Raw genomic sequence first — 25,335 nt, forward strand, 5'->3', positions numbered from 1 at the left:
CTCATATATCGTTTAGTTTTTTTAGTAATGCGTCCAATTTGAGAATCGCATTTTCAAAATCAAATTCATCAAATGCATCGGCTATTGCGGCAATGTCATCTGAAAAGGGGTCACTTGAAAACTTTTGCAGGTTTGTCAATGCATTATCGTTTAATTCAGCGTTTTGTGCTGAGTCATAAAGTGCTTTACACAGCTCTGTTAATTCATCAATTGACACTACATTGTTTTTACTTTCAGGTTTATTAGGTTGATCACATTCTTTTGTCGTTAACAATTGAGAAATAACAGCCAGCTCAGCTTTTATTGATTGTAAAATATTATCAACGTCCTCGTCTTGTTTAATAGCTTGCTCTAGATTTGATAAAAGCCTCATTAGTGCAATAAGACCAAGGTTTCCAGCAATCCCTTTCAAGGTATGTATTAGACTATAGCTATTTTGAGTGTTTAGCTGAGGCTCGTTTAGAAGTGTGTCGAAGCGTTTGTCATTGTTTTTAATAAATTTAGTGATTTCAGTCAACTGTTTACACTTTGATCCCCATAACGCTAACCCTTTTTTAAAGTCGATGTGTTTTGCATTTGGATCTGTTTGTGCTATCTCGATTTCTTTCGAAACACCCAAACCAAGTACTTGTGCAATTTCTTGATTTAATTGATTAATGTCAATTGGTTTGTTTGCAAACCCGTTCATGCCTGCTTTTTTAGCTAACAGTTTATCTTGCTGTAAAACGCTGGCGGTTAAAGCAATAATAGGAATGTTTTTTAACCGTTGTTGTTTTTCTATCTCACGTATTTTTATCGAGGCTTCAATACCGTCACATTCAGGCATGTGAATATCCATTAAAATGACATCAAAATCGTGTTGTATGAAGGTGTCAATTGCCTCAAGACCATTACTTGCTTTTGTAACCGCATGATGATCCCTGGAAAGTAATAACGAGAGGAGCTCAGTATTTTGTTCTATGTCGTCAACGACCAAAATTCTTAAGGCAGGTAATTGTGTATGAAGGCCATCAAAATAGTCAATTTTTTCTTCATCACCCACTTTAAGAGGAAGCGAAAAATAAAAGCAGGTGCCTTTATTAATTTCACTGACTAAATTTATAGTTCCCCCCATCAGCTCAACAAGTTGTTTGCTGATAGTTGTTCCAAGCCCTGTTCCACCAAAGCGGCGGGTAGTCGTTCCGTCAGCTTGGACAAAAGGTTGAAAAATAGCGCTCACTCTATCCTTTTCAATCCCAATGCCGGTGTCTTGCACTTCAAAAAATAAATGCCCATTTTGTGTGGTGCTTACGGTAATGGTCACAGAGCCATGCTCTGTAAACTTAATCGCATTGCCAATAAGGTTAGTTAAAATCTGTCTTAACCTGTCTGGATCACCGTAATAGGTATTTTGCACTGATTCTTTAATAGTAAGATGAAGTAAAAGATCTTTCTTTTTTGCTTCTAACCAAAACGTTGAAATGATGCTGTCTATAACAGGTTTAAGGCTAAAGTGAACTGCTTCAATGGTCAACTTACCTCGTTCTAATTTAGCTGAATCGAGTACCTCGTTAAGCAAGCGAAGAAGCGAACGGGCTGCGTTATTAACGGTAACAAGGTGCTTTTGCTGCTCATTATTGAGTGGTGTATCCATGAGCAGGTCGCTAAAGCCGATAATAGAGTTCATAGGGGTGCGTATTTCGTGGCTCATATTAGCCATAAACGACTGTTTTGCTTGTGCGGCTTCTTCAGCGATGAGTTTCGCTTTTTCGAGCTTCTCCTCGTACTCTTTACGCTCGGTGATATCAATAAACACGCCATCTATCCACTGAGCTTCGTCTTTATTATTAAAGTAAAAACTACCTTGGTCTAATAACCATAAAACTTTACCATTTCTATGACGAATTCTATATTCGATAGAATATTGGCGCTTTTCTTTAACTGCAGTAGTTACTGCATCTTTTACTGCCTGTTGGTCAGTTTTTAAAATAAGGTCGTTAAACTCTAAGCAATGCTCGGTAAATTCATTTGATTGATAACCTGTTAACTCTAAAATACTTGGACTTATGAATAACATACTCCAATTATCATCTAGCCTACATCTAAATACAGCACCCGGCATATTGTTTATTAAAGAACGGTATTTTTGCTCTTTTTCAACAAGGCTACGTTGTAATTCACGTTGTTCGGTTAAATCAGTGATATAGCCAACATATAATGGAGTTTGTCCTGGCTGGTTAACTTCGCCAATGCCTATTCTAATAGGAAAAAGGTGGCCTTCTTTATGTTTTGCAAAAATTTCACGGTTTACACCGAGCACTTTGTTTGAGTTAACATCTTTTGCATTAGAGAGGTATTCATCGTGATGCTTAGCGAGCTTTTCATCCATTAACATTTTTATATTTTTGTTTTTTACTTCATGTTCTTGCCAGCCAAAAATATGTGTGGCTGAGGCATTAAAACTTAAAATATGCCCTCTGTGATCAATCGTTACTATGGCATCGATGGCTGTTTCGAGTATGGCATTCAGGCGAGACTCATCGGCAGACTTTTCTTCTAGCAACATTTTATAACGAACCATTCCGTTAATAACCGCGACAACGCTTGTAATAGCAACCGTAGCTGTAGCAACAGCAATTGCGACAAATGTAAGACCGGCGGATGCGTTAATATCATCGAATAGCAGTGGCGAAGTTGCAACAAAACGGGTTGCTGCCATGCCCATATAGTGCATTCCTGCAACAGCAAGGCCCAAAATAATTGCGCTTATGGTGCGGCTTTGTAGAGGCGTTAATGTAGGGAAAAATTTATCTAAGTTAAATCGACTATAAAGAGCAATAAAAGAAAGTGCTATTGCAACAAATATTGATAAAACAAACATAAGTGGGTCGTAGCGTAATAAAGGAGCCAACTCCATAGCGGCCATGCCGCTGTAATGCATTGTGCCAATGCCTGCGCCTAATAATACAGAACATAAACCAAGTATTTTGAAGCTCGCTTTATTGTTAATTAAAATAGAAATTGCAAATAGGCAAGCAAAAAAAGCAGGAAGAAAAGACAATATAGTTATTGTTGGGTCGTATTTAATATTTGTGCAGAGCGAGAAGGCCAGCATACCGATAAAGTGCATACTCCAAATACCGGCCGAAAATATTGCTGCGGCAGTAAATTTTGCTAGGCGTTCATAATTATGAAATTTTGTTTCTTTGGCTAAATCAATTAATCGGGTTGTAAAAAAAGAAGCAAATATTGCTATTAAAACAGATATAGATACTAAAAGAGGGTCGTAAACGCCGTTAACTACTAGGCTAGGGTCGTGGTCTGTAATAAAAAATGCAGATAGCATATTGGCTCAAAAATTAGTCTTTAGGTAGCCAGTTTAATATATTCATCATATAAATAAATACTTAATTGACTAGAGGGGTATAAAAAATGAGTTTGTTTCAATTTTTTAACGTATAGTTTTCAAGTTATTATTTTTTATATTTATTTTGTCAAACTGATAGAGAAGCATTTTGCTATCATATGAATGACACAGATGATAACCAACATGGGGTTACATCAAATTAGTATATAAATTTTTGTAGTGAATACTTAAAATTAGGTCAATGAGAGAAAGTAGTGTTTGATTACCAGCTAAAAAAAAGTAAACGAAGAAAAACAGTCGCTATAAAGGTACATGATCAAGCTGTTACTATATATGCTCCCCATTATGTTGCCCAAAAACAAATCGATAGTTGGTTACTTGAAAAGCAGCCCTGGATTGAAGCACAATTAAAAAAGCAGCTTAATGCAGTCGATACTAAGCAGTATCCCCTTATCCATAATAAAATTAAGATGTTTTCTGAGTGGGTTAAATTAAGTTTTTTAGAAAGTTCGTTATCTGATATTCAAGAACACAATAATGTTTTGTTGGTAACACACTCTACTAGAATAAAAAATCACAATGGTAAATACGAAAGTTTGATTAAACAGTATTTAGAAGAGAAGTTGGCGGCGTATATTGAAATGCGTATTAGCTATTATTGCAAAATAATGAAAGAAGAATTGCCTCAAAAGTTAAGTATTGCCATATATAAACGCCGTTGGGGGAGTTGCAACAGCAGGCGAGAGCTAACTTTTAATTTACACCTAATAGGGGCTCCTCATGCCGTGATTGATTATGTAATAGTGCATGAACTTGCTCATTTGCAGTATTTAAACCACAGTAAGGACTTTTGGGCTAGAGTAGAGGCATTTTTTCCTGATCATAAAATTGCATCAGATTGGCTAAAAGCAAACGGAACAAGTTTACAGTGGGTGTTTTAAGCTAATTTGAATATAGGAATATAGGAATATAGGAATATAGGAATATAGGAATATAGGAATATAGAAGAAGTGGTGGAGGGAGCTGGATTCGAACCAGCGAAGGCTGAGCCGTCAGATTTACAGTCTGATCCCTTTGGCCGCTCGGGAACCCCTCCACACTATTTTTGTTACATTTGGCCCCACTTAACTTAGCGGTAAGAAAAGTGGTGGAGGGAGCTGGATTCGAACCAGCGAAGGCTGAGCCGTCAGATTTACAGTCTGATCCCTTTGGCCGCTCGGGAACCCCTCCAATGCAACGGCGCTGATAATAGCAAAATGTGCCTTTAAGTAAAGAAAAAAGCTAAAGAAAATTTAAATAAAGCCGATAAATATTCATTACTCATTCCAATCGGCTAAAGTCTATGCAAATCGATGATTTGTTAATCACAGAGCAGCAATTAAGTACTCGGTTAAACCAAAGTGTACATGCAGACCGCCGTGGTGAATTTTCATTGCTGTTAGCAATGCTTTCACAAGATGCTTTAGATTTTAGTCAATTTCATTTACCTAAAACTGAAATTGAAGAAAACACAACTCAAGAAGCGCAGTTAAGAGAGCAATTAGGAGCAGGACCAAAGCAGCTATTAGCACCCAGTGAATTTAATATGCTAATTGGGCAGTTTAATGCACAGCGTTTGTCTTTGGTTGGTGAGAATAAAGGCATGGTCGATATAAAGCTAAATCAGTGTTTAAACCCTGAGCCCTTTTCGATTAGAGATGATGTAAACCACATACCCCTACCCATTATAGATAATTGTGAACTTGCTGTGCGAAGACGTTTACAAAAAGACGAAATAGAAATAGATAATCCAAAAATGGATGTCGCAGGCTTTTATGACGTTCTAACAGACGTAAATCAGCGTGAACCATTACATTTGACGATGGCATAATTTATGATTTCATCAAATAGTGTCTAGTTACACTACCCATCACTGATTAAATTTTACGACTGCACCAAATCCGAATTGACTAAAAATTGATTTAATGTAAAAAAAGCATCCAAAAATTAAATGCAATTGCTATAATGGCTACAAATGGTATGACATGAATGCCGTTATCATTAAACCAAGGTAATTAGGAACGTAATGAAGAAAACATTCACGCTAAATCACGAGAAAATCAAATACCCTCGTATGGTTGATGCTGCAAAGCATGAAGTGAAAAAATATTTGAAAAGAGAGCGCAACAAAACTCTACCAGAAGATGCAGATTATTGGGCATTTGACTGTAAGTTTGGTAAAACGGTTGAAGATGCGCAAGTGGTTCATGTAGCTGAAATCAGCAACTGTATTAGCGATATTGAAAAGCAAGAATTGATGTCTTTTTACTTAGAAATATTGGCAAAACCTGCACAGCGTCAACAGCTAGACCTTGATAACGACGAGTAATAATTAGCGTTTGTGCATATCAAATTATTTAAATGGGCCATTGGCCCATTTTTTATGCCTATAGACTACCTTCAAGCTTTTTTCTTTTGAGCTAGCTCAAAGTATTTCACATTGTTTTAGGGCTTTAACTGTTAAATTGTTATTAACACTACTTTTTCCTTCAATATTAACCACTTAATTAATAGGGGTAGTACTAAACCTAAAAGTTATAGAGAAAGTTGTGTTTAATAAATTTACGAAGCTATGCATTAAATGTGAGTATTTAATTAGCAACGGAGTAAAGTAAACAATGTACTTCACTTAAAAAGAGGGGATTACGCGCTATGGCATTTTTTGTATTTTTTTGCGCTGCCACAAGGGCAATCATCATTCCTGCCAACTTTTATATCAGCGACCGGAAATATAATACCATCGAGATATCGCCACTGGGTTTGCTCTTTTATAAATTGAGAGCGCTCATGTAACACACAATATAGGTTTTGATAAAAATAGGTAGCTTTAAACTCAACGACCCCTTTATTTTCATCGCTGTTTGTTTCAATAACAGATAAGCTTACAAATCGACAACTGGTGGCAAATTCTTTAATTTCATTTACAGGGTTTTCAGCTTGCTTTTCACTTGCATATGTTTGGTATACGTATTTAGCATTTTTTTGTACGTAAGCTGTATACCTAGAGCGCATTAACTGCTCGGGTGTTTCTGCTTGTTTATCACCTAATAGCAGTGGTTCACAGCAATCTTCGTAATTTTTTTGGTTTCCACAAAAGCAAGTGTTGTTATTTAAATAATTCATAATTGTTACATAAGATTTAAAACATCATTTTAGCAAGCTTGCTGTATGTAAGGTATATCAAGTACGTCAGAATTTTTAGTAAAACAGTATAACTTTGTTTTTGTGTTACTTAAGTTAAGCGATAAGTTGCTCAATAACTGATTGTTTAACATATCAGTCCATGTAATGACCGCTGCAAAGTTACCATTATGCAGTGCGCTACGCAGTACATATTCTAAATTTACTAAATGTTTTTGCCTAATGACTAATAGTTTACTTGTGTCTATTGAACATGAATCAAGCAAAGCTTTACTAGGAACATGATCTGGTGCGATTAATAAAGTCCAAGCATTTAAACTATTATACTGGTGTAGCACCTTTAACAGCTCAAACGTTGCCGATATATCATCTTCAATTTGAATCACGTTAACACAATCAGATAGTTCGTCTTGCTGATAGCTTTTTACTGTTCTTACGGTTATTGGCTGTAACATATCATCTCGCTCACTGGGTTTATATACAGTACATGTATACAGTAGTTTATACAGTGTTATGGCGCAAGTGTTTTTTTGCTATTTTTTTATACAAATTTATATTCTATTTTTAAGGATATGTATTTTAATGTTTATATTGTTGATATTTATCGCTTTTATTTAAATTGGAATGTTAGTGGGTGAGTGTTTTTTATACAGGTTGAAAAGGTTTGCTTACGTTTTTTATAAATTTAAATTATAGCTCTGTACTGTATACAGTACTTTTACGAGCTAAGTTTCGGGCTTTTACTAAGGGGCAGGGGGGATTAAATGGGCATATTGTAATTGATGAATTTGTTCATATAAACTGGCTGCATAACATTGGGCATCCTTAAAACGCTTTGTTTCTATATATTTTCTTAAATCAGCAAGCGCAACTGTAGCTGGCTCATGGCCCTGGCTACTCGATAAGCTAAGCCAAGCAACTCCATGAAATACACTTTGTGGAACACCTTGGCCTTTTACAAAAAACAAGCCTAAATAAAATTGCCCTCGGTGATCACCAGACATTGCCGATAAGCGCATCCACTTTGCAGCTAAAGCAGGCTGGTTATTTTTTAAATAATATAGCGCCTTATTCAGCGTACTTTGTTGAGAGCTATCATTTTCAGGTGACGAATTAGTATCGCCTGGTTGTGTCACAAAAGACAAAATATTGTCTAATTGTTGTTCTAAATCATAACCTGTTGGTGTGGTTTTTATCATATGCTGTCATTCGGTATAGTTAACTACTTCAATAGTTTAGTATATCGCAAGGTAAAATGTCCTGAAAAATATACTTTTTATGATAAAATCTCACTACTTTTTATTGTTGTAAGTTCATTATGTTAGAAGCTTTATTTAAAATTAACGAAAATGGGTCCACGGTTCGACGAGAATGCATCGCCGGAATGACTACTTTTATCACAATGGTTTACATTGTATTCGTGAACCCTGCGATGTTAGCAGAAGCGGGAATGGATCAAGGTGCTGCTTTTGTTGCTACTTGTATTGCTGCTGCAATAGGTTGTTTTATTATGGGGTTATGGGCCAATTACCCATTAGCTTTAGCACCTGGCATGGGGTTAAACGCCTTCTTTACGTATGGCGTTGTATTAGGTATGGGATACACCTGGGAAGCTGCGTTGGGCGCAGTATTTATGTCGGGTTGTATATTTTTATTACTAAGTTTATTTAAGGTTAGAGAATGGATAATAAATGCCATTCCATTAGTTTTAAAACGGGCTATTGCGACAGGCATTGGCGCATTTTTAGCCTTAATAGCACTTAAAAATGCAGGCATTATTGTGGCAAGCCCCGCTACATTTGTGCAGTTGGGTGACATAACATCTGCGGGACCGTTACTGGCTATATTTAGCTTTTTTATTATTGCGGCATTGTTATATCGTGATTTTAAAAGTGGAGTGTTGATCAGTATTTTATTGGTTACTGCTATCTCACTTGGTTTAGGTTTAGTTGAATACCAGGGAATTATTGCTGCACCGCCTTCAATTTTACCTACTTTTATGCAGTTGGATTTTGCTGCTGCTTTAGAACTTTCAATGCTTAGTGTTATTTTTGCATTTTTGTTTGTCGATTTGTTTGACACGTCAGGTACTCTTGTAGCTGTAACGCAAAAGGCTGGTCTTGCAGATGAAAAAGGAAACATGCCACGCTTAGGACGTGCACTCAGTGCCGATAGCTCAGCTACCATTGCAGGTGCAATGTTAGGTACCTCAACAACCACATCTTATATAGAGTCAGTTGCGGGTGTATCTGTTGGTGGGCGTACAGGTTTAACTGCAGTGGTAGTTGGTTGCTGCTTTTTGCTAATGATGTTCTTTGCACCGTTAGCTAATATGGTACCAGCTTATGCAACAGCGGGCGCAATCTTATATGTTGCTGTACTTATGTTACAAAACCTAAAGTTTGTGGACTGGGACGATATGACAGACGCTATTCCAGTAGCCGTTGTGCTGTTAATGACGCCGCTTACGTTTTCAATTGCGCATGGTATTGCGCTTGGCTTTATTTCATATACGGCGGTTAAGTTGCTTTGTGGTAAACGCAGTGAAATAACAATTAGTGTATGGATATTAACCGTGTTATTTATTGTTAAATTCGCGTTTTTATCATAAATAACAAAGTTTTGTTTTGATATATAACTACCAGCGACGTTATGTGATTTATCCCTGTTGGGGAAGCTAAACTCTCGGTTATAAAATTTAATGCTAAAAAAGCCCATACACAGTATGGGCTTTTTTTATTATTCAGTGGAAAGCTGCTGTTACCATTTCTTTTTTGGAGCAAACAGCACATCTAAATCGTCTTGTTCTTGCTCGTTTTTCTTTTTTAGGGCGCTTGCGTTAGATGCTTTTAGCTCGACGCTAATTTCCTCTAAGTAACGTTCCACTTCTTGACGTTTAGCATTTACATATTCGTCTGAATAAGGCACTGCACTAAGCGTTGCGTAGGCTTTTTCAAAATATTGTCTAGCAGAGCCAACCATACTCGCAGAACGTGCCGAAATACCGCGTTTAATTTGGCTTTCTATATTTATTTTAAGCTGTAATTTCTCAAGTAGTTTGTCTTCGCCTGTAAATACTTGGCTATTAACACGGCCCTTAGTGTGTTCAGAACGTAGGATCACACGTAATTTTTTAATCCCTTGAATTAGCGCAACAAGCTGTTTGTCGTTACTTGGTAATGCTAGTGACTCACTACTGGTTCCTTGCACCGGGTTAGAGAGATGCTGTTTCATTTCTTCTAAGCGGCTCTTTAGCGCTTTTGAGGTTGGCGAATGCGTAACCATTGTTTTGAGTGCTTCGGCAATTCGGCTTTGTAGAACCCTAATAACGTTTTCAGATAGCGGAATATTAGCCTGGTTCATTAATGCTTCTTCAGTTTCTTCAATGATCGCCTTTTGTTTTGTGAGTTCTTTTCGGCGCTCATTTTCTTGTTTTTCTTTGTGTTGCTGAACAGCACTTACCCAAAGTGCAATCACAACCAAAGCAACTATAAGGACAATTATAATAGACACGATCATGGTGTAATTCTCGGATTCATAACCTAATTTTTTAATATTACATTAAATATAAGCCATCGGGGTAGTTTTGCGCGAATTAACTTCAAATTAGGTAAATTAACTGTCGTTAAATATAAGGACTATGAGATTAATTCGTCTAATCTTGGCTACCTCAAGTATATTTATTATGCTAGCCTTGATCACCACTTCGATAAATGCACGCTATAAGCTTAATCAACGCTACCAGTAAAACTGATCTAGCTTTATAGAATTGCCTTTATTTATAATAAATTACAACGTAAAAATGCAACCATGAAATTACAACAACTCAGATACATAGTAGAAGTACAAAATCATAAATTAAATGTTTCAGCAACGGCTGAGAGTTTATTTACCTCACAGCCTGGTATTTCTAAACAAGTACGTATGTTAGAAGATGAGTTAGGTGTTCAAATTTTTGGGCGAAGTGGCAAGCATTTAACGCATGTAACTAGTGCCGGTGAAGATATTATAAATATCTCGCGTGAGATACTTTCAAAGGTAGAAGGTATAAAAGCGGTAGCTAACGAGCACACATTACCAGACCAAGGTAAGCTCAATATAGCAACAACGCACACTCAAGCACGTTATGCTTTACCTAGTGTGATTCAGGGGTTTATGAAAAAATACCCTGCAGTATCATTGCATATGCACCAAGGTACACCGCAACAAATATCTGATGCCGCAGCAAGGGGCGATGCCGATTTTGCCATTGCAACTGAAGCGCTTCATTTATACTCTGATTTAGTTATGTTGCCTTGTTATCATTGGAACCGCAGTATTGTTGTTGCAAAGGATCATCCACTGGCTAAAAAAGCCAATAGTTTAACGGTAGCGGATATTGCCGAATACCCGCTTATTACTTATGTATTTGGTTTTACGGGTCGCTCTGAATTAGACAAAGCATTTAGCGCCCATGGGTTAGAGCCGCATATTGTATTTACGGCGACTGATGCCGATGTAATTAAAACCTATGTGCGTTTAGGGCTTGGCGTAGGGGTAGTGGCTTCAATGGCGATTGATGAAATCACTGATACTGATTTAGTCTGCATTGATGCAAGTCACTTATTTGAAGCTAGCACTACAAAAATTGGCTTTAGAAAAGGCAGCTTTTTACGTACTTATATGTATGACTTTATAGAACGATTTGCGCCGCATTTAACAAAAGAGCGTGTGGAGCGCGCGAGTTTATTACGTAATCAAGACGATGTAGATAAGTTATTTGAAGATATAGAGTTACCTGTAAAGTAGCACTGGGTCTGATAACAAAAACCGACTATTTATTGATAGTCGGTTTTTTTGTTTAAGGTTAGCCTAACACTCGATAATGTTAACGGCTAAACCACCGCGCGCGGTTTCTTTGTATTTTGTTTTCATATCATTACCTGTTTCAAGCATGGTTTTTATTACTTTATCAAGTGATACTTTTTGCTCGCCACTACCACGAATTGCCAATCGAGAAGCATTGATGGCTTTTATAGCCCCCATCGCATTACGTTCAATACAAGGAACTTGCACTAAGCCGCCAACAGGGTCGCACGTTAAACCTAAATTATGCTCCATGCCTATTTCAGCTGCGTTTTCAACTTGTACAACATTACCACCCACAATTTCAGTTAATGCTCCGGCGGCCATTGAACACGCTACACCCACTTCGCCTTGGCAGCCCACTTCGGCACCAGAAATAGACGCATTTTTTTTATATAAAATACCAATTGCAGCGGCTGTTAGTAAATAACGCGTGGCAATGTCGCGGTCTACTTCTTTTACAAATGTATGATAGTACATAAGCACGGCGGGTAGAATGCCTGCAGCACCATTAGTGGGGGCTGTTACCACTCGTCCACCGGCGGCATTTTCTTCATTAACGGCAAGTGCAAATAGATCGACCCAATCCATTGCTCTGAGTGGATCGTTGCTCACCTCGATATTCAGTTTTAAGTACAGGCTGGGGGCACGTCGTTTTACTTTTAAACCGCCAGGTAAAATTCCTTCAGTACGCATTCCGCGCTCAATACAGGCTTTCATTACTTGCCAAATATGAAATAACTCATCTTTTATAGCGTCTTCGGTTCGAAGTGTGCGTTCGTTTTTCATCATCAAGCTAGATACACTCAGGCCTGAGTCTTTACACATTTCAAGTAGCTCTTTTGCGCTACTAAAAGGGTATGGCGCTGGGTTTTCTTCTCTAATATCGAGCGCTGCTTGCTTTTCGTTTTCAAATTCTTCGTCGGTAACAATAAAGCCGCCGCCGATAGAGTAGTACACTTTGCTATAAAGCTTTTCACCATTATTTGAAGCAATAATCTCCATTGCATTAGAGTGCTTTGGGAGCGTTTTACGACGATGAAAAACAATAGCACCTTGCTTAGGAAAGTTGGCTTTGTGTGTTTGGTTTAAATAAATAACTTGTTCTTGCTCGATAGTTAATAAAATATCATCGACTAAATCGGCATCGATTGTTTCTGGGTCATAGCCTGCTAAGCCAAGTACAACAGCTTTGCCAGAACCATGACCTATACCTGTTTGACCTAACGATCCATATAACTCTACTTTTATATCGGTAACACTTTTTAATAGCTGTTTTTCATGGAGTTCATTAACAAATAAGCGTGATGCGCGCATTGGGCCAACGGTGTGTGATGACGAAGGGCCAATACCAATGCTAAACATATCAAATGCACTGATCATAGTGTGTGTCTCTTATTAATTTACTCAGCCCGAGGCTGCTCTTTGAACGGTCGAGCATAATAACGCGGAATTGTTAGCATGTAACTATTATTAACGAAGATTTAAACTGGTAAGGCTAGTTGTTTTGTAAAGTTTTTTATAATGCTAGCAGTTGCTCCCCAAAGTAACCCATGGGGGGTAACAAACCCCTGCAGAGTGATTTCTTTACCAAAACGTTGAAATGGCAAAGGTTGCCAGTTAGCTTCAGTACTTAATTCATCTAAGGAGAGTAAAAAGCTAGCCTGTACTTCATTGTGATCGTTTACCCACTGCGTATTTTTATTCAAAACACATACGTAGGGACGAATACTAAACCCAGTTAAGGTGGAGTACTCTGGTAAATTGCCAAGGATATTTACATCTTTGTGCGCAATGTTTAACTCTTCTTTCAATTCACGTAGTGCCGTTGTACGAAGCGTTTTGTCGCTTGCCTCAAATTTACCACCGGGTAAGCAAATTTCACCTGGGTGATGATGCAAATAAGTAGGGCGCTTACACAGTAAAATATGTGCCTGTCCGGCTACATCTATAATGGGCAACATAACGGCACTGGCGCGTTTATTTCGAGAGTCTTTTATTTGATTTGGCGCAGCGGTTGGGCTTAATTGAAAGCGCGTTTTAATTAAGTCACTATTCAAGATCACCTACTCTTTAATAAAGGTAAAATTTTATTTACCTTATCGTAAGTCTCTTGGTATTCCAATTCGACTTTAGAATCAGCGACAATTCCGCCTCCGGCCCAACAGTAAATATGCTGCTTATAGCAAACTAAAGTACGAATAGTAATACTGGTATCCATATTACCGCAGGCACTTAAATAACCTATAGAGCCACAGTAAACGCTGCGCTGATGAGGTTCTAGTTCTTCTATAATTTCCATCGCGCGTATTTTGGGGGCCCCAGTAATAGACCCACCAGGAAAAGCGGCCTCGAGTTGATCAACGGCTGTTTTATTGATATCAAGTTCGGCGGTTACTGTACTTACTAAATGGTGTACGGCCGGAAAACTTTCAATTGCAAATAAAGAAGGCACTTTAACGCTGCCGGGTTTGGCGACTTTACCTAAGTCGTTACGAAGTAAATCTACAATCATCACGTTTTCAGCGCGATCTTTGGATGAGTTTGCAAGTTTTAACGCTTGCGCACTATCTTCGTGGGCGTCAGCTTTACGTGCAAGTGTCCCTTTTATTGGTTTAGTTTCTACAATATTGTTTTGGATCGATATAAAGCGCTCAGGCGAAATTGACAAAATAGCGCCTGCAGGATGATTAATAAAACTTGAAAAAGGCGCTTTATTAGCTTCGCGTAATTTAACATACGCTGACCAAGGGTCACCGCTATATTGGGCTTTAAAGCGCTGCGCTAGATTAATTTGATAACAATCACCGCTTTTTAAATAGTCTTCAATTACAGCAAACTTTTTGGCGTATTGGGTTTGGCTCATATTAGAAAACCACTCAGACGTTAACTCAAACTTTGCGTCAATCGGAGTTGATGCTAGATATTTCTCGTAAAGCGCGCGTCTTTCAACATGTGGCTGTGAAACATAAAACCACGCATTTTGCTGTCTATCAAAAATGAGTGCATCTAAATAAAGGCCTACAGCCATTTGCGGTAAGTGTATATCTTGCTCTGCTATAGTTGGCATTTTTTCAATTATACGACCCAAGTCATAGCCGAAATAACCTAACCAGCCTCCATTAAATGGCAAGTCAAAAGGTGCTTTTGTGTTACTGAGTTTGCGCAAATGGGTATTCATTATCTCAAAACAGGTTAGCTTACTTGGCTCGCCATTGAATAATGTTTTGTTATCGCTCACTTCAAGCAAGTGTTCAGGTTCTATGGAAATTATGTCGTAGCAACTATTTACATGGTCGCTATTAGCAGAGTCGAGCAGTATGGCATGAGGCAGATGAGAAAAATGCGAAAATACATCAATACAATTTTGTGTTATTGATAATTTTATACAATTATTTTTATTGTTTAGCATTTACTACCCCTATAAGAACTGGCTCCAAACGGGCTGGGAGGGTATCATAAGTCAAATTTTTTTGGCAGCGTTTAGTATAAAATCAACGTTGTAATTAAAACAGTACAAACCACCGTCACCGGTTTGGTATAGATTACGCTTAAGCGTAAAGCTAACTTAAGGAACCATTATGAGTACAATCCGTCAGCAAGACTTTATTGATAGCATTGAAGATGCATTGCAATATATTTCGTTCTACCATCCACTTGATTTTGTTCAAGCATTAGAAAAAGCTTACAACAAAGAACAAAGTAAAGCTGCTAAAGATGCTATTGCGCAAATTTTAATTAACTCGCGTATGTCGGCTGAAGGCAAGCGTCCGCTTTGTCAAGATACAGGTATTATTACGTGTTTTGTAAAAGTGGGTATGGATGTTAAGTGGGATAAAACAGACTTAACAGTTCAACAAATGGTTGATGAAGGTACTCGCCGTGCGTATTTGAATCCAGATAACCCGCTTCGTGCTTCTATTGTTGCAGACCCTGCTGGTACTCGTAAAAACACAAAAGATAATACACCTTCGGTTGTTCACATCGATTTGGTAGCTGGTGGCGAAGTAGAAGTCATGGTTGCAGCAAAAGGTGGCGGCTCTGAAAACAAAAGTAAAATGGTTATGTTAAACCCTTCAGACGATGTTGCTGCCTGGGTAGAAAAAACACTGCCTACAATGGGTGCTGGCTGGTGTCCGCCAGGCATGCTGGGTATAGGTATTGGTGGTACTGCAGAAAAAGCTGCAGTAATGGCTAAAGAGTCATTGATGGATCCGGTTGATATCCATGAGCTTATGGAGCGTGGGGCGGAAACTACAGAAGAAAAGCTTCGCCTAGAAATATTCGAACGTGCAAACAAACTAGGTATTGGTGCACAAGGCCTGGGCGGGTTAACAACGGTTGTTGATATTAAAATTAAAACCGCTCCTACCCATGCAGCATCAAAACCAGTGGTGATGATCCCTAACTGTGCAGCAACTCGTCACGTGCACTTTACTTTGGATGGTTCAGGTCCTGCTGATTTAAAAGCGCCTAAGCTTGAGGATTGGCCTGAAGTGACTTTTGAAGTAGGTGAGGGGACACGTCGTGTAAATTTAGACACGCTGACGAAAGATGATGTTCAAGAATGGAAAATGGGTGAAACCGTTTTACTTTCAGGCACCATTTTAACTGGCCGTGATGCAGCGCATAAACGTTTGCAAGACATGATTAACTCTGGCGAAGGCTTACCTGAAGGCGTTGATTTTGATAATAAATTTATATACTACGTTGGCCCTGTAGACGCTGTTGGTGATGAAGCGGTAGGCCCAGCAGGCCCAACTACAGCAACACGTATGGATAAATTTACCGATATGATGCTAGAAAAAACCGGCATTGTAGGCATGATTGGTAAAGCAGAGCGCGGCCCTGCAACGGTTGAATCAATCAAAGAGCATAAATCTGTTTACTTGATGGCTGTAGGTGGTGCTGCGTATTTAGTATCTAAAGCGATTAAAAAAGCGCGTGTAGTTGCGTTTGAAGATTTAGGTATGGAAGCGATTTACGAGTTTGAAGTTGAAGACATGCCTGTAACGGTTGCAGTAGATAGCGAAGGTGCCAATGCACATACGCAAGGTCCTGCGATTTGGAAGGCAAAAATTGCTGAGCTTGATAGCAAATTAAAGTAATTGTTATCTTTGTTTATGAAGCGAGCCATGTGCTCGCTTTTTTATTTTAAAATCATCAATATTGAGTGAAAACTGATCTTACCAGTTGTGTGGTAATTGTTTATATAAATATAAATCATTAAATAACAATTGCTTGTGTGTTAATGGTAGATGTATTAAAAACTTTACGGAAAAATCACTGGTTACGCTAACGTAAACGTAAAGAAGTGTACCCTGGTGTTATTTTAGTTTTAATGTCTATTTTTGTAATTTATTTTAAATTTTTTATTTGTTAATAAGTTATAAGTTGATTATTTAATTTAATCACTTGGTGTTTGTTAGCTTTATCATCTTGATGTGTGGCGAACACTATCTTGAAGTGGTAAAGTCTCGACAATTTCCAGCGCGTACACCCTCTCACGGGTCAATTTTTCGGAGTATTTTAAGTGGCTGTGTTTAATCAAGTTGAATTTGATAACCATGAACAAGTAGTCTTTTGTTCTGACAAAGAGTCAGGTTTAAAAGCAATTATTGCTGTGCATAGTACCAAGTTGGGGCCTGCTGTTGGTGGGTGTAGAATGTGGGATTACGCTAAAGATGAAGACGCAGTGTATGATGTTTTGCGTTTATCAAAAGGGATGACATACAAAAATGCGGTTGCGCGCCTTCCTTTTGGTGGTGGAAAATCTGTCATTATTGGTAACGCCAAAGACATTAAATCAGAACAACTTTTCCGTGCATTTGGTCGCCAATTAGAGCGTTTAAATGGTAGCTATTACTCAGCAGAAGACGTCAATATTACCTGTGCCGACGTTGCTTTAATGAACAAAGAAACAAATTACGTTCTAGGCCTTGAGGGCAAAAGTGGAAACCCATCTCCTTTTACTGCATACGGTACTTTTTTAGGCATTAAAGCTGCACTGCAGCACCAACGCGGCCACCAAGACTTCTCGGGCATAAAAGTAGCTGTACAAGGTTTAGGGGCTGTTGCTTACGGCTTGTGTCAGCACTTAGCTAATGCAGGTGCTAAGTTGTTTGTGACAGATATAAACCAGGTTGCAATTGATCGTGTTGTTAACGATTTTGGTGCAACAGCGGTTGGTATTGATGACATTTATGACTTAGATGTAGACGTGTATGCACCCTGTGCATTGGGCGCAACCATAAACGATGACACTATACCTCGTATCAAAGCAACCATTATTGCTGGTTGTGCTAATAATCAGTTAGCACAATCACGCCATGGTGAAATTATTCGTGAAAAAGGCATTTTGTATGCGCCAGATTACGTTATAAACGCAGGGGGTATTATTAATGTTTATTACGAAACTGCGCCAGAAGGTTATACCGTTGAGGCCTCTAATAAACACGTTGAGGGTATTTTTAATACGCTAACAGAAATTTTTGCTCGCAGCGAAAAAGAGCAAAAATCGACGCACTTAATTGCAGATGAGCTTGCTCAAGAAATAATACAAAATGGCCTTTAGATTTATATTTAGGTCTTGAAGAAAGGGGATGCATTTGCGTCCCCTTTTTTGTTATTAATGCTATTTTTATGAAACAACGTTACACTTTATTTTTAATTAAGTGTGGTATGTATAATGACGTCAACTTCGAATATGCAGCCTATCGACTTTGATAGCTGGCCTCGTAAACAACATTTTGAACTATTTAAAAATTTTATCCAGCCATACTTTAATGTGTGTGTTCAGCTAAACGCACAAACACTGTTTGATTACTGTAAGGCTCAAAATATATCGTTTTTTCAAGCCTATGTTTATTGCACACTAAAAGCTTGCTTCGCTTATGAACCAATTATGTTACGAATTATAGAATCCAAGCCCTGGTTACTTACAAGCATCCGTGCAAGTGTTGTTGAACTTGATGAAGACGAGTGCTTTGTATTTAGTTATTTTGATTATTTGGGCTCTTTCAAAGAGTTCTCAGCCAATAGCGAAAAAGTAAGTAAACAATCTAAGTCAAACTCACTATTTAGCGACGCATTTGCCAATACAGAGGGGCAAGCTGATTTAATTCATATATCTGTTTTACCATGGCTTAATTTTAGCGCTTTTTCACATGCATTTAGCGAAGGGCAAAGTTTAGGGATCCCTAAATTTGTATTCGGTCAATACGACAAACAAACTGGTACGATGCCACTATCTGTTGACGTACATCACTCTTTAATGGATGGCCTACACGTTGCGCGCTTTGTGAAGGTGTTAAAAGCTGAGTGTGATCATTTTAAATGTAAATGACGGTGATAAAAAAGTATTTTAAAATCTATAGTAACCACAGCAGTTGAAAATTCATCCCGGTGAACATATTTATAAAGGCATATATATGTTAAGGGTATTGCCATGATAAATGGACTATTAATTGGTGTTTTAGTGTTATTTGTGGCGATACTTTGGCAATGGCCTTCTATTCAAGCCTCCCTTTGGCGCAATAAGTATCAACGTATGGGTTTAAGCTCTCAGCAAAAAGATATCTTACTGCGCTGTATGCCTATTTACCGAAAGATGACGGATGCTGATAGAGCCAAACTTGAGAGACATATTGTTTGGTTTTTAAATGAAAAGCGCTTTATTGGCTGCGATGGATTAAAGCTCACACCTGCCATGAAACTTATTGTTGCTGCTGATGCCTGCGTACTCGTGCTTAACAAACCGTGGCCTCTTTATACTAATGTAAAAGAAATATTATTGTACCCAAGTGCTTACTATGCCCCACAAACCACGCGAGATAGCGCCGGTTTAGTCAGTTATCATAATACGGTGAGACAAGGTGAATCGTGGCCTGGGGGAACATTGGTACTCAGTTGGCATGATGTATTAGAAGGAAGCCGCTTACCCAGTGATGGGCATAACTTGGTGTTTCACGAATTTGCTCATCAGTTAGACCAGGAAACAGGTAAAACAACAGGTACGCCACTTTTAAAAAGCTCGGCTGATTATAAAGAGTGGGCAAGGGTATTTAGTCGTGCCTTTACGCAGCTTAAAAGTCATGTGGCGTATAGTATGCCTCACGTTATTCATAGTTATGGCGCAACAAACGAGGCCGAATTTTTTGCGGTGATCACCGAAACCTTTATTGAAAAACCAGCAGAGTTACGACGCTACGATCCAGAAATATATAGAATGCTGGTTAACTACTATCAATTTGACCCCATTTCTTGGCATTAAACGTAATAAACTGCGCTTTATCAAATAACGCTGGTAACTTTTGGTTGTTTTTGTTGCAATCGGTTAAAACACACAGCAACAATAATAAGCGAGAAAGTTATGAAGAAATTGCTGCATACGGCGTTGGCTTTGTCAGTGTCATTAGCTCTTGGGCAAGCACATGCTGAATCAACCGATAAAAAAGATGAACAAAAATGGCAAGTAGATTCTCCTAAAGGGCAATTTGTTGACGCTAAAATTAGCGTAGAACAAGGCACATGGATGAACATTGATATTAGCCCAGATGGCAAAACCATTGTATTTGACTTACTAGGCGACATTTACACAATGCCAATGAGTGGCGGTACTGCAACACAATTAACCTCTGATATAGCATGGCAAATGCAACCTCGTTTTAGCCCCGATGGTAAACACATTGCGTTTACTTCTGATCAAGGTGGCGGCGACAATATTTGGGTTATGGATTTAAACGGTGAAAACCAAAGTGCAGTAACCAACGAAACGTTTAGACTGTTAAATAGTCCAGCGTGGAGCCCTGATGGCGATTTTTTAGTGGCGCGTAAACATTTTACGGCTAGTCGTTCACTTGGTGCTGGTGAAGTATGGCTATACCATAAAGCGGGTGGTAAAGGGGTTCAGCTGACTAAACGCGAGAACGACCAAAAAGATTTAGGTGAGCCAATGTTTTCACCTGATGGGCGTTATGTGTATTTTTCTCATGATGCTACACCAGGCAAAACGTTTCACTATTCGAAGGATTCTGTAGCGGGTATATATAAAATTAAGCGCTACGATCGTGAAACAGGTGAAATAGAAACAATTATTGATGGTATGGGTGGCGCAATTAGACCAACTCCATCACCAGATGGAAAAACGCTTGCTTACATTAAGCGAGACGACTTTCAAACTAGTTTGTATCTTTATGATTTAAGCACGGGTGAGCACACGCAGGTGTACGATAAGTTAGAGCGTGACATGCAAGAAACGTGGGCTATTCATGGCGTATATCCTACAATTGCCTGGACACCCGATAATAAAGAATTGGTTTTTTGGGCGGGTGGTAAAATTCAATCTGTTGACGTGACTGACAAATCAGTTAGTCCGATTGCATTTAAAGTAGAAACCACTAAAAAGATTCAACCAGCGCTTCGTTTTACTCAAAATTTAGACACTGATGAATTTGACGTAAAAATGCTGCGTAATGTGCAAGTAAGCCCCGACGGTGAAACCGCTATTTTTGAAGCGTTAGGTTATATTTATAAACGCGATTTAGAATCTGGAAAAATTAAGCGTTTAACAAAACAAACAGATCATTTTGAATTATTTCCGCAGTATTCTCGCGATGGTAAAAAAATAGTTTACACCACGTGGAACGATAACAAGCAAGGGCAAGTGCGCGTTGTATCTTCTCGCAGTGGTCGAGGAGACACAATTACACAAGAGCCAGGCAAGTATGTAGAACCAACGTTTAGCCCAAGTGGTAAAACGGTTGTCTACCGTAAAGCCAGCAGTGGCAGTATTTTAAATCCTAAATGGTCATTGAATCCAGGTATTTATAGCGTTAGCGCAAAAGGCGGTAAAAGTGAGCTGATTTCTAAAAGTGGATATCAACCACAGTTTGGGGCAGACAACGACCGTGTATTTGTAATGAGCCCATGGCCAAAACCATCGCTGAGTGTTGTAGAGCTAGAAAGCAAAAAAGTATCTAAACTTTATGAATCTGAGCATGCTACTGAATTTAGAGTATCTCCAGATGGGGAGTATCTTGCTTTTGCTGAGCGATTTAAAGTGTATGTAACGCCATTAGTTGAAAGTGGGAAGGCCATAAATATTGGACCTAAAGACAGTAAATTCCCTATAAAGCAGCTATCTGTGCGTGCTGGTGAAAGTATTAGCTGGAGTGCCGATAGCAGCAAACTTTATTGGACACTAGGGCCTGAGCTTTACCATGCAAATTTAAACGGTGTATTTGCGATTAACAGTAAAAGCGACGCTGATTTTAAAGTTAAAAATGGCGAAAACATCGGATTTAGTAAGAAGGTGAATGAGCCAAAAGGCATGATTGCTTTAACTGGCGGTAAAATTATTACGATGAATGGTGATAAAGTCATTGAAAACGGAGTAATAATTACTGATGGCAAGCATATAAAAGCTGTGGGCCCAGCTTCTGAGTTAAGCATACCAAAAGATGCAGAAGTTATTGACGTTACTGGTAAAACTATCATGCCGGGTATTGTTGACGCCCATGCTCATGGTTCTCAAGGGAGCAATGAAATAATTCCTCAGCAAAATTGGAAAAACTTTGCAGGTTTAGCTTTAGGTGTAACGACCATTCATGATCCCTCTAACGACACCACCGAAATATTTACTGCAAGCGAAATGCAAAAAGCAGGCATGATTGTTGGTCCGCGTATTTTTTCTACAGGAACTATTTTGTATGGGGCTAATATGCCGGGTTATACCTCGCATATTGATTCGTTAGAAGATGCTAAATTTCACTTAGAACGCTTAAAGAAAGTCGGTGCTTTTAGTGTTAAATCATACAATCAACCCCGTCGTGAGCAGCGCCAACAAGTCGTAGAAGCAGGTCGCGAACTTGAAATGATGGTTGTGCCAGAAGGCGGTTCGCTACTGCAACATAATTTGAGCATGGTGGTTGATGGGCATACAGGTATTGAGCATTCCATTCCCGTAGAAAACATATACGATGATATAAAACAATTATGGTCACAAAGTGATGTGGGTTACACACCAACGCTTGTTGTTGCCTATGGTGGTATATGGGGTGAAAACTATTGGTATGATAAAACTGACGTGTGGAATCACCCTCGTTTAAGTAAATTTGTGCCTCAAAATCAGTTGCTGCCGCGTTCTATGCGTCGTGTTAAAGCACCCGATCATCACTATAATCATTTTAACAACGCACGTGTGTCGGCTGAGCTACAAGACTTAGGTGTTTTAGTTAACTTAGGAGCACATGGTCAACGTGAGGGGTTAGGTGCACATTGGGAAATGTGGATGTTTGCCCAAGGTGGCATGACGCCACTAGAAGCCATACGCGCATCAACACTCGATCCAGCTAAGTACTTAGGGCTTGATAAAAACGTAGGCTCGCTTGAAGTGGGTAAACTGGCTGATTTAATGGTGATTGATGGCGATCCGTTAATTGATATTCGCAGCTCTGATAAGGTTGATTATACAATGATTAATGGTCGTTTATTTAATGCAGAAACGATGAATGAGGTTGGCAAAAAAGCACGCCAGCCGCTTTATTTTGAAAAGTAAGAATTTTAATTAACGTCTTTAAAAAGCGGCTTTTATGCCGCTTTTTTATTTTACAAATTATAAACAGCAGGCATAAAAAAACCGCTTAACGCGGTTTCTTTTAAAATCATTAATGTTGATTAAACAACACCGCGCGGTAGGCGACAGTCATGATCTTTACGCGCTAGGATTACAATCCACAATTCTTCTGCGGTGTAACCATCTTCACTTTGTGTAACCACAGTGAATGGCGCTTTTTTCTGAGCAGTAACAGGCGCAGCTTTTTTGGTTTTAGTTTTTTTAGCTGGCGCTTTTTCAGCAGGTGCCGGTGTTGCTTTACCACTGCTTAATTCTTTAGTTAGCTCAGCTACGTCAGCTAGGCGTAAGTTTTTTCCGCCATCGATGCTGTACCAGCCTGGTTTAGTTGTAATTTCAGGTTTTTTACCATTAGCAGCTTCATACGCTGCTTCAAAGGCAGATAGTACTTCTGTTTTGTCTAGTTTGCTCATCAGAGACCCTATACGTTGTGAACACAGATAAAGAGAAGCTATTTATACCTATTTTGAATCAGTTTTTCAATTTTTTGCGATTTTCCTTCCATTTTAAAGCAATAAACGCCAAAATTTGCACAAAATTCAGTGCAAAGTAAGGTTACGCGTATGCAACGTCAAGAATTTAACCAATTATTAAATGATATTTTAAAGCCTCACAATATTAAGGATTTTTGCCCAAATGGATTACAAGTTGAGGGTAAAAATGAAATAAAAAAAATTGTTACCGGAGTAACAGCGAGCCAAGCTTTAATTGACGCTGCAATTGATGAGCAAGCAGACGCTATCTTGGTCCATCATGGTTATTTTTGGAAAGGCGAGTCTCAACCTATTACCGGGATGAAAAAGCGGAGAATAGGCGCCTTATTGGCTAACGATATTAATTTATTTTCTTATCACCTCCCTTTAGATATTCACCCAGAGATTGGTAATAACGCGCAGCTTGCAAAATTATTAGATATTGAAATTCAAGAAGGCCTTGAGCCTGTTGCTAACAGTGTAGCAGTGAAAGGGCGCCTTAAAACAGCGCTAGGTGGAGATGAATTTGCATCAAAAATAGCTAAGGTGCTTAATCGAGCCCCTCTCACAAGCTTAGTTCGTTCAAGTAAAATACAAACTATTGCGCTGTGTACTGGTGGAGGTCAAGGTTATATTGATTTAGCTGCGGAGCAAGGTATTGACGCTTATTTAACAGGTGAAGCGTCTGAGCAAACTATTCATAGTTCACGAGAACAAAATATTGATTTTTTTGCAGCAGGCCATCATGCAACCGAACGCTACGGTATAAAAGCTCTGGGCGAGCTACTTGCTCTGGAGTATGGTTTTGAAGTTAGCTTTATTGATATTGATAATCCTGTTTAAAGTACTGTGATATTTAAGATTATTAATTTTAGTACTCGTTATATTTTAAAATTTAAAGCCTTGAATTTAACGCCAGTTAAATAGGGGCGACAACGGATAGTGTACAAGCTCTGCTCTAATAGACTTTATTTACTTATATTGAAGTGAGGGCGTGTTTAAATTTGTTGTCTAGTGAGTTGAGTATAAATTGAGAGTGTTCAGAGCGTGGGAAGTAGACACGCTTTCTTTATATACACTGCTTAAATGAAAGCAAATAAAATAAACCGGTTGTAAAAGTAAGGTAAGTGGTTTGGTCTCTCATAAAGATCTTTTAATTTACTTAATTCGTTATGCATTTCTAGTTTTATTAAAAATGACCTTATAAGGACCGCAATGGAAGGTGTTTTAGCTCTACTTGAGCAGTACGGCTTATTTGTTTACCTATTGCTATTTGGCTATTGTGCATTGAAAAGCGGCTGGTTACCTTTATTTGCAGGTTATGCTGCTCAAACCGGCGCGCTTGATATTAAGTTAGTTATTTTAGCTACTTTTATGGGAGGGTATATTGGCGATGAGATACGGTTTGCTCTTGCAAGAGCTTATGGCACTTCATGGCTTGAGAAGCCCAATAAAATGGGTCAACTATTTAAAACAGCGAGTGCGCTTGCTAACCGTTACGGTATGGCTTACATTTTTTTATATCGATACCCTAAAGGTATGCGCACAATTGGAGCGCTCCCTGTAGGTCTAACCGATATATCTTGGCGGCTATTCAGCACTTTAAATGCCTGTTCAGCTGCTTTATGGGTCATTATATTAGTTGGCGGAGGCTATACTTTTGGAGCTACATTTGAGTCTATAGGTGTAGAGAGCTTAACCGCACTGAGTATATTATTGTTAGGGATATTTTTAGTTATACTCTATCGGCTTTGGACAAAACACCCACCTACAAAACAACGACAGTAAAGTGACGTTATTGTTTAACAAAAAATCTAGTGAAGAGCTTTACCCACATATCTTAAAGTATTGATATTTTA

General features: G+C 38.6%; 21 protein-coding genes and 2 tRNA genes. 12 read left to right on the plus strand and 11 right to left on the minus strand.

Annotated features, from left to right (window positions below):
• Window position 1: 1 nt before the first annotated feature.
• A complete protein-coding gene (locus ATS72_RS02060; RefSeq protein ID WP_058428682.1) occupies window positions 2-3,325 on the minus strand; it encodes an MHYT domain-containing protein in 3,324 nt (1,107 codons plus the stop codon).
• 275 nt (window positions 3,326-3,600) lie between these two features.
• On the opposite strand from ATS72_RS02060, the gene ATS72_RS02065 reads away from it, so the two are divergent.
• The gene (locus ATS72_RS02065; protein WP_058428683.1) at window positions 3,601-4,287 is read left to right on the plus strand and encodes a M48 family metallopeptidase; all 687 of its coding nucleotides are present in this window, start codon (window positions 3,601-3,603) and stop codon (window positions 4,285-4,287) included.
• 70 nt (window positions 4,288-4,357) lie between these two features.
• On the opposite strand, the gene ATS72_RS02070 is transcribed toward ATS72_RS02065, so the two are convergent.
• Together ATS72_RS02070 and ATS72_RS02075 are read right to left on the minus strand one after the other, a co-directional pair.
• A tRNA-Tyr gene (locus ATS72_RS02070) sits at window positions 4,358-4,442 on the minus strand.
• Window positions 4,443-4,491: 49 nt separating this feature from the next.
• Window positions 4,492-4,576: transfer RNA gene (locus ATS72_RS02075), tRNA-Tyr, on the minus strand.
• A gap of 112 nt (window positions 4,577-4,688) precedes the next feature.
• Here ATS72_RS02075 and ATS72_RS02080 point away from each other — a divergent pair.
• Both ATS72_RS02080 and ATS72_RS02085 read left to right on the plus strand, forming a co-directional pair.
• A complete protein-coding gene (locus ATS72_RS02080) occupies window positions 4,689-5,216 on the plus strand; it encodes a VC2046/SO_2500 family protein (protein ID WP_058428684.1) in 528 nt (175 codons plus the stop codon).
• Window positions 5,217-5,411: 195 nt separating this feature from the next.
• Window positions 5,412-5,714 (plus strand): DUF6172 family protein, encoded by a 303-nt coding sequence (locus tag ATS72_RS02085; protein WP_006792356.1) that lies wholly within the window; start codon window positions 5,412-5,414, stop codon window positions 5,712-5,714.
• 314 nt (window positions 5,715-6,028) lie between these two features.
• Here the strand turns inward: ATS72_RS02085 and ATS72_RS02090 are convergent, their stop codons facing one another.
• The 3 genes from ATS72_RS02090 to ATS72_RS02100 all read right to left on the minus strand — a co-directional run bounded on the left by ATS72_RS02090 (window position 6,029) and on the right by ATS72_RS02100 (window position 7,725).
• The gene (locus ATS72_RS02090; protein WP_058428685.1) at window positions 6,029-6,508 is read right to left on the minus strand and encodes a YchJ family protein; all 480 of its coding nucleotides are present in this window, start codon (window positions 6,506-6,508) and stop codon (window positions 6,029-6,031) included.
• A 29-nt stretch (window positions 6,509-6,537) separates the two neighbouring features.
• Entirely contained in the window at window positions 6,538-6,981 is a 444-nt protein-coding gene (locus tag ATS72_RS02095) for a SulA-like leucine-rich domain-containing protein (RefSeq protein WP_006792358.1), read from the minus strand.
• A gap of 288 nt (window positions 6,982-7,269) precedes the next feature.
• Entirely contained in the window at window positions 7,270-7,725 is a 456-nt protein-coding gene (locus tag ATS72_RS02100) for a tetratricopeptide repeat protein (protein ID WP_008128067.1), read from the minus strand.
• Window positions 7,726-7,844: 119 nt separating this feature from the next.
• On the opposite strand from ATS72_RS02100, the gene ATS72_RS02105 reads away from it, so the two are divergent.
• Window positions 7,845-9,137: an NCS2 family permease gene (locus tag ATS72_RS02105; RefSeq protein ID WP_167378159.1), complete on the plus strand. Its 1,293-nt coding sequence runs from the start codon at window positions 7,845-7,847 to the stop codon at window positions 9,135-9,137.
• A 149-nt stretch (window positions 9,138-9,286) separates the two neighbouring features.
• Here ATS72_RS02105 and ATS72_RS02110 read toward each other — a convergent pair whose 3' ends face one another.
• Entirely contained in the window at window positions 9,287-10,045 is a 759-nt protein-coding gene (locus ATS72_RS02110) for a hypothetical protein (protein WP_006792361.1), read from the minus strand.
• A 291-nt stretch (window positions 10,046-10,336) separates the two neighbouring features.
• On the opposite strand from ATS72_RS02110, the gene cysB reads away from it, so the two are divergent.
• Window positions 10,337-11,314 carry an HTH-type transcriptional regulator CysB gene (cysB, locus tag ATS72_RS02115; protein WP_006792362.1) on the plus strand — a complete coding sequence of 326 codons (978 nt, stop codon included), beginning with the start codon at window positions 10,337-10,339 and terminating at the stop codon, window positions 11,312-11,314.
• A 63-nt stretch (window positions 11,315-11,377) separates the two neighbouring features.
• On the opposite strand, the gene ATS72_RS02120 is transcribed toward cysB, so the two are convergent.
• The 3 genes from ATS72_RS02120 to pabB form a co-directional block, all read right to left on the minus strand.
• Window positions 11,378-12,754, minus strand: a complete 1,377-nt coding sequence (locus ATS72_RS02120) for an L-serine ammonia-lyase (protein ID WP_008127692.1) — start codon at window positions 12,752-12,754, stop codon at window positions 11,378-11,380.
• A 101-nt stretch (window positions 12,755-12,855) separates the two neighbouring features.
• Entirely contained in the window at window positions 12,856-13,431 is a 576-nt protein-coding gene (locus tag ATS72_RS02125) for an NUDIX hydrolase (protein WP_058428686.1), read from the minus strand.
• A 2-nt stretch (window positions 13,432-13,433) separates the two neighbouring features.
• Window positions 13,434-14,783: an aminodeoxychorismate synthase component I gene (gene pabB / locus ATS72_RS02130; RefSeq protein ID WP_058428687.1), complete on the minus strand. Its 1,350-nt coding sequence runs from the start codon at window positions 14,781-14,783 to the stop codon at window positions 13,434-13,436.
• A gap of 169 nt (window positions 14,784-14,952) precedes the next feature.
• Here pabB and ATS72_RS02135 point away from each other — a divergent pair, with 169 nt between their 5' ends.
• From ATS72_RS02135 to ATS72_RS02155, 5 genes are all read left to right on the plus strand, one after another.
• Window positions 14,953-16,479 (plus strand): fumarate hydratase, encoded by a 1,527-nt coding sequence (locus ATS72_RS02135; RefSeq protein WP_006792366.1) that lies wholly within the window; start codon window positions 14,953-14,955, stop codon window positions 16,477-16,479.
• A 425-nt stretch (window positions 16,480-16,904) separates the two neighbouring features.
• Complete coding sequence (locus ATS72_RS02140; RefSeq protein WP_058428688.1) at window positions 16,905-17,945, plus strand: Leu/Phe/Val dehydrogenase; 1,041 nt, start codon at window positions 16,905-16,907, stop codon at window positions 17,943-17,945.
• 132 nt (window positions 17,946-18,077) lie between these two features.
• Window positions 18,078-18,716, plus strand: coding sequence for a CatA-like O-acetyltransferase (locus ATS72_RS02145; RefSeq protein WP_082650887.1), 639 nt, complete (start codon window positions 18,078-18,080; stop codon window positions 18,714-18,716).
• 102 nt (window positions 18,717-18,818) lie between these two features.
• Entirely contained in the window at window positions 18,819-19,643 is an 825-nt protein-coding gene (locus ATS72_RS02150; RefSeq protein WP_058428690.1) for a M90 family metallopeptidase, read from the plus strand.
• 99 nt (window positions 19,644-19,742) lie between these two features.
• Window positions 19,743-22,928 (plus strand): amidohydrolase family protein, encoded by a 3,186-nt coding sequence (locus ATS72_RS02155; RefSeq protein WP_058428691.1) that lies wholly within the window; start codon window positions 19,743-19,745, stop codon window positions 22,926-22,928.
• 119 nt (window positions 22,929-23,047) lie between these two features.
• Here ATS72_RS02155 and ATS72_RS02160 read toward each other — a convergent pair whose 3' ends face one another.
• Window positions 23,048-23,416, minus strand: coding sequence for a hypothetical protein (locus ATS72_RS02160; protein WP_008127699.1), 369 nt, complete (start codon window positions 23,414-23,416; stop codon window positions 23,048-23,050).
• 150 nt (window positions 23,417-23,566) lie between these two features.
• Here ATS72_RS02160 and ATS72_RS02165 point away from each other — a divergent pair, with 150 nt between their 5' ends.
• Both ATS72_RS02165 and ATS72_RS02170 read left to right on the plus strand, forming a co-directional pair.
• Window positions 23,567-24,319: a Nif3-like dinuclear metal center hexameric protein gene (locus tag ATS72_RS02165; RefSeq protein ID WP_058428692.1), complete on the plus strand. Its 753-nt coding sequence runs from the start codon at window positions 23,567-23,569 to the stop codon at window positions 24,317-24,319.
• A gap of 372 nt (window positions 24,320-24,691) precedes the next feature.
• Window positions 24,692-25,264: a DedA family protein gene (locus ATS72_RS02170; protein WP_058428693.1), complete on the plus strand. Its 573-nt coding sequence runs from the start codon at window positions 24,692-24,694 to the stop codon at window positions 25,262-25,264.
• The last annotated feature ends 71 nt before the right edge of the window (window positions 25,265-25,335 follow it).

This window comes from Pseudoalteromonas sp. 13-15 (genome assembly GCF_001468205.2).
Taxonomy (GTDB): Bacteria; Pseudomonadota; Gammaproteobacteria; order Enterobacterales; family Alteromonadaceae; genus Pseudoalteromonas; species Pseudoalteromonas marina.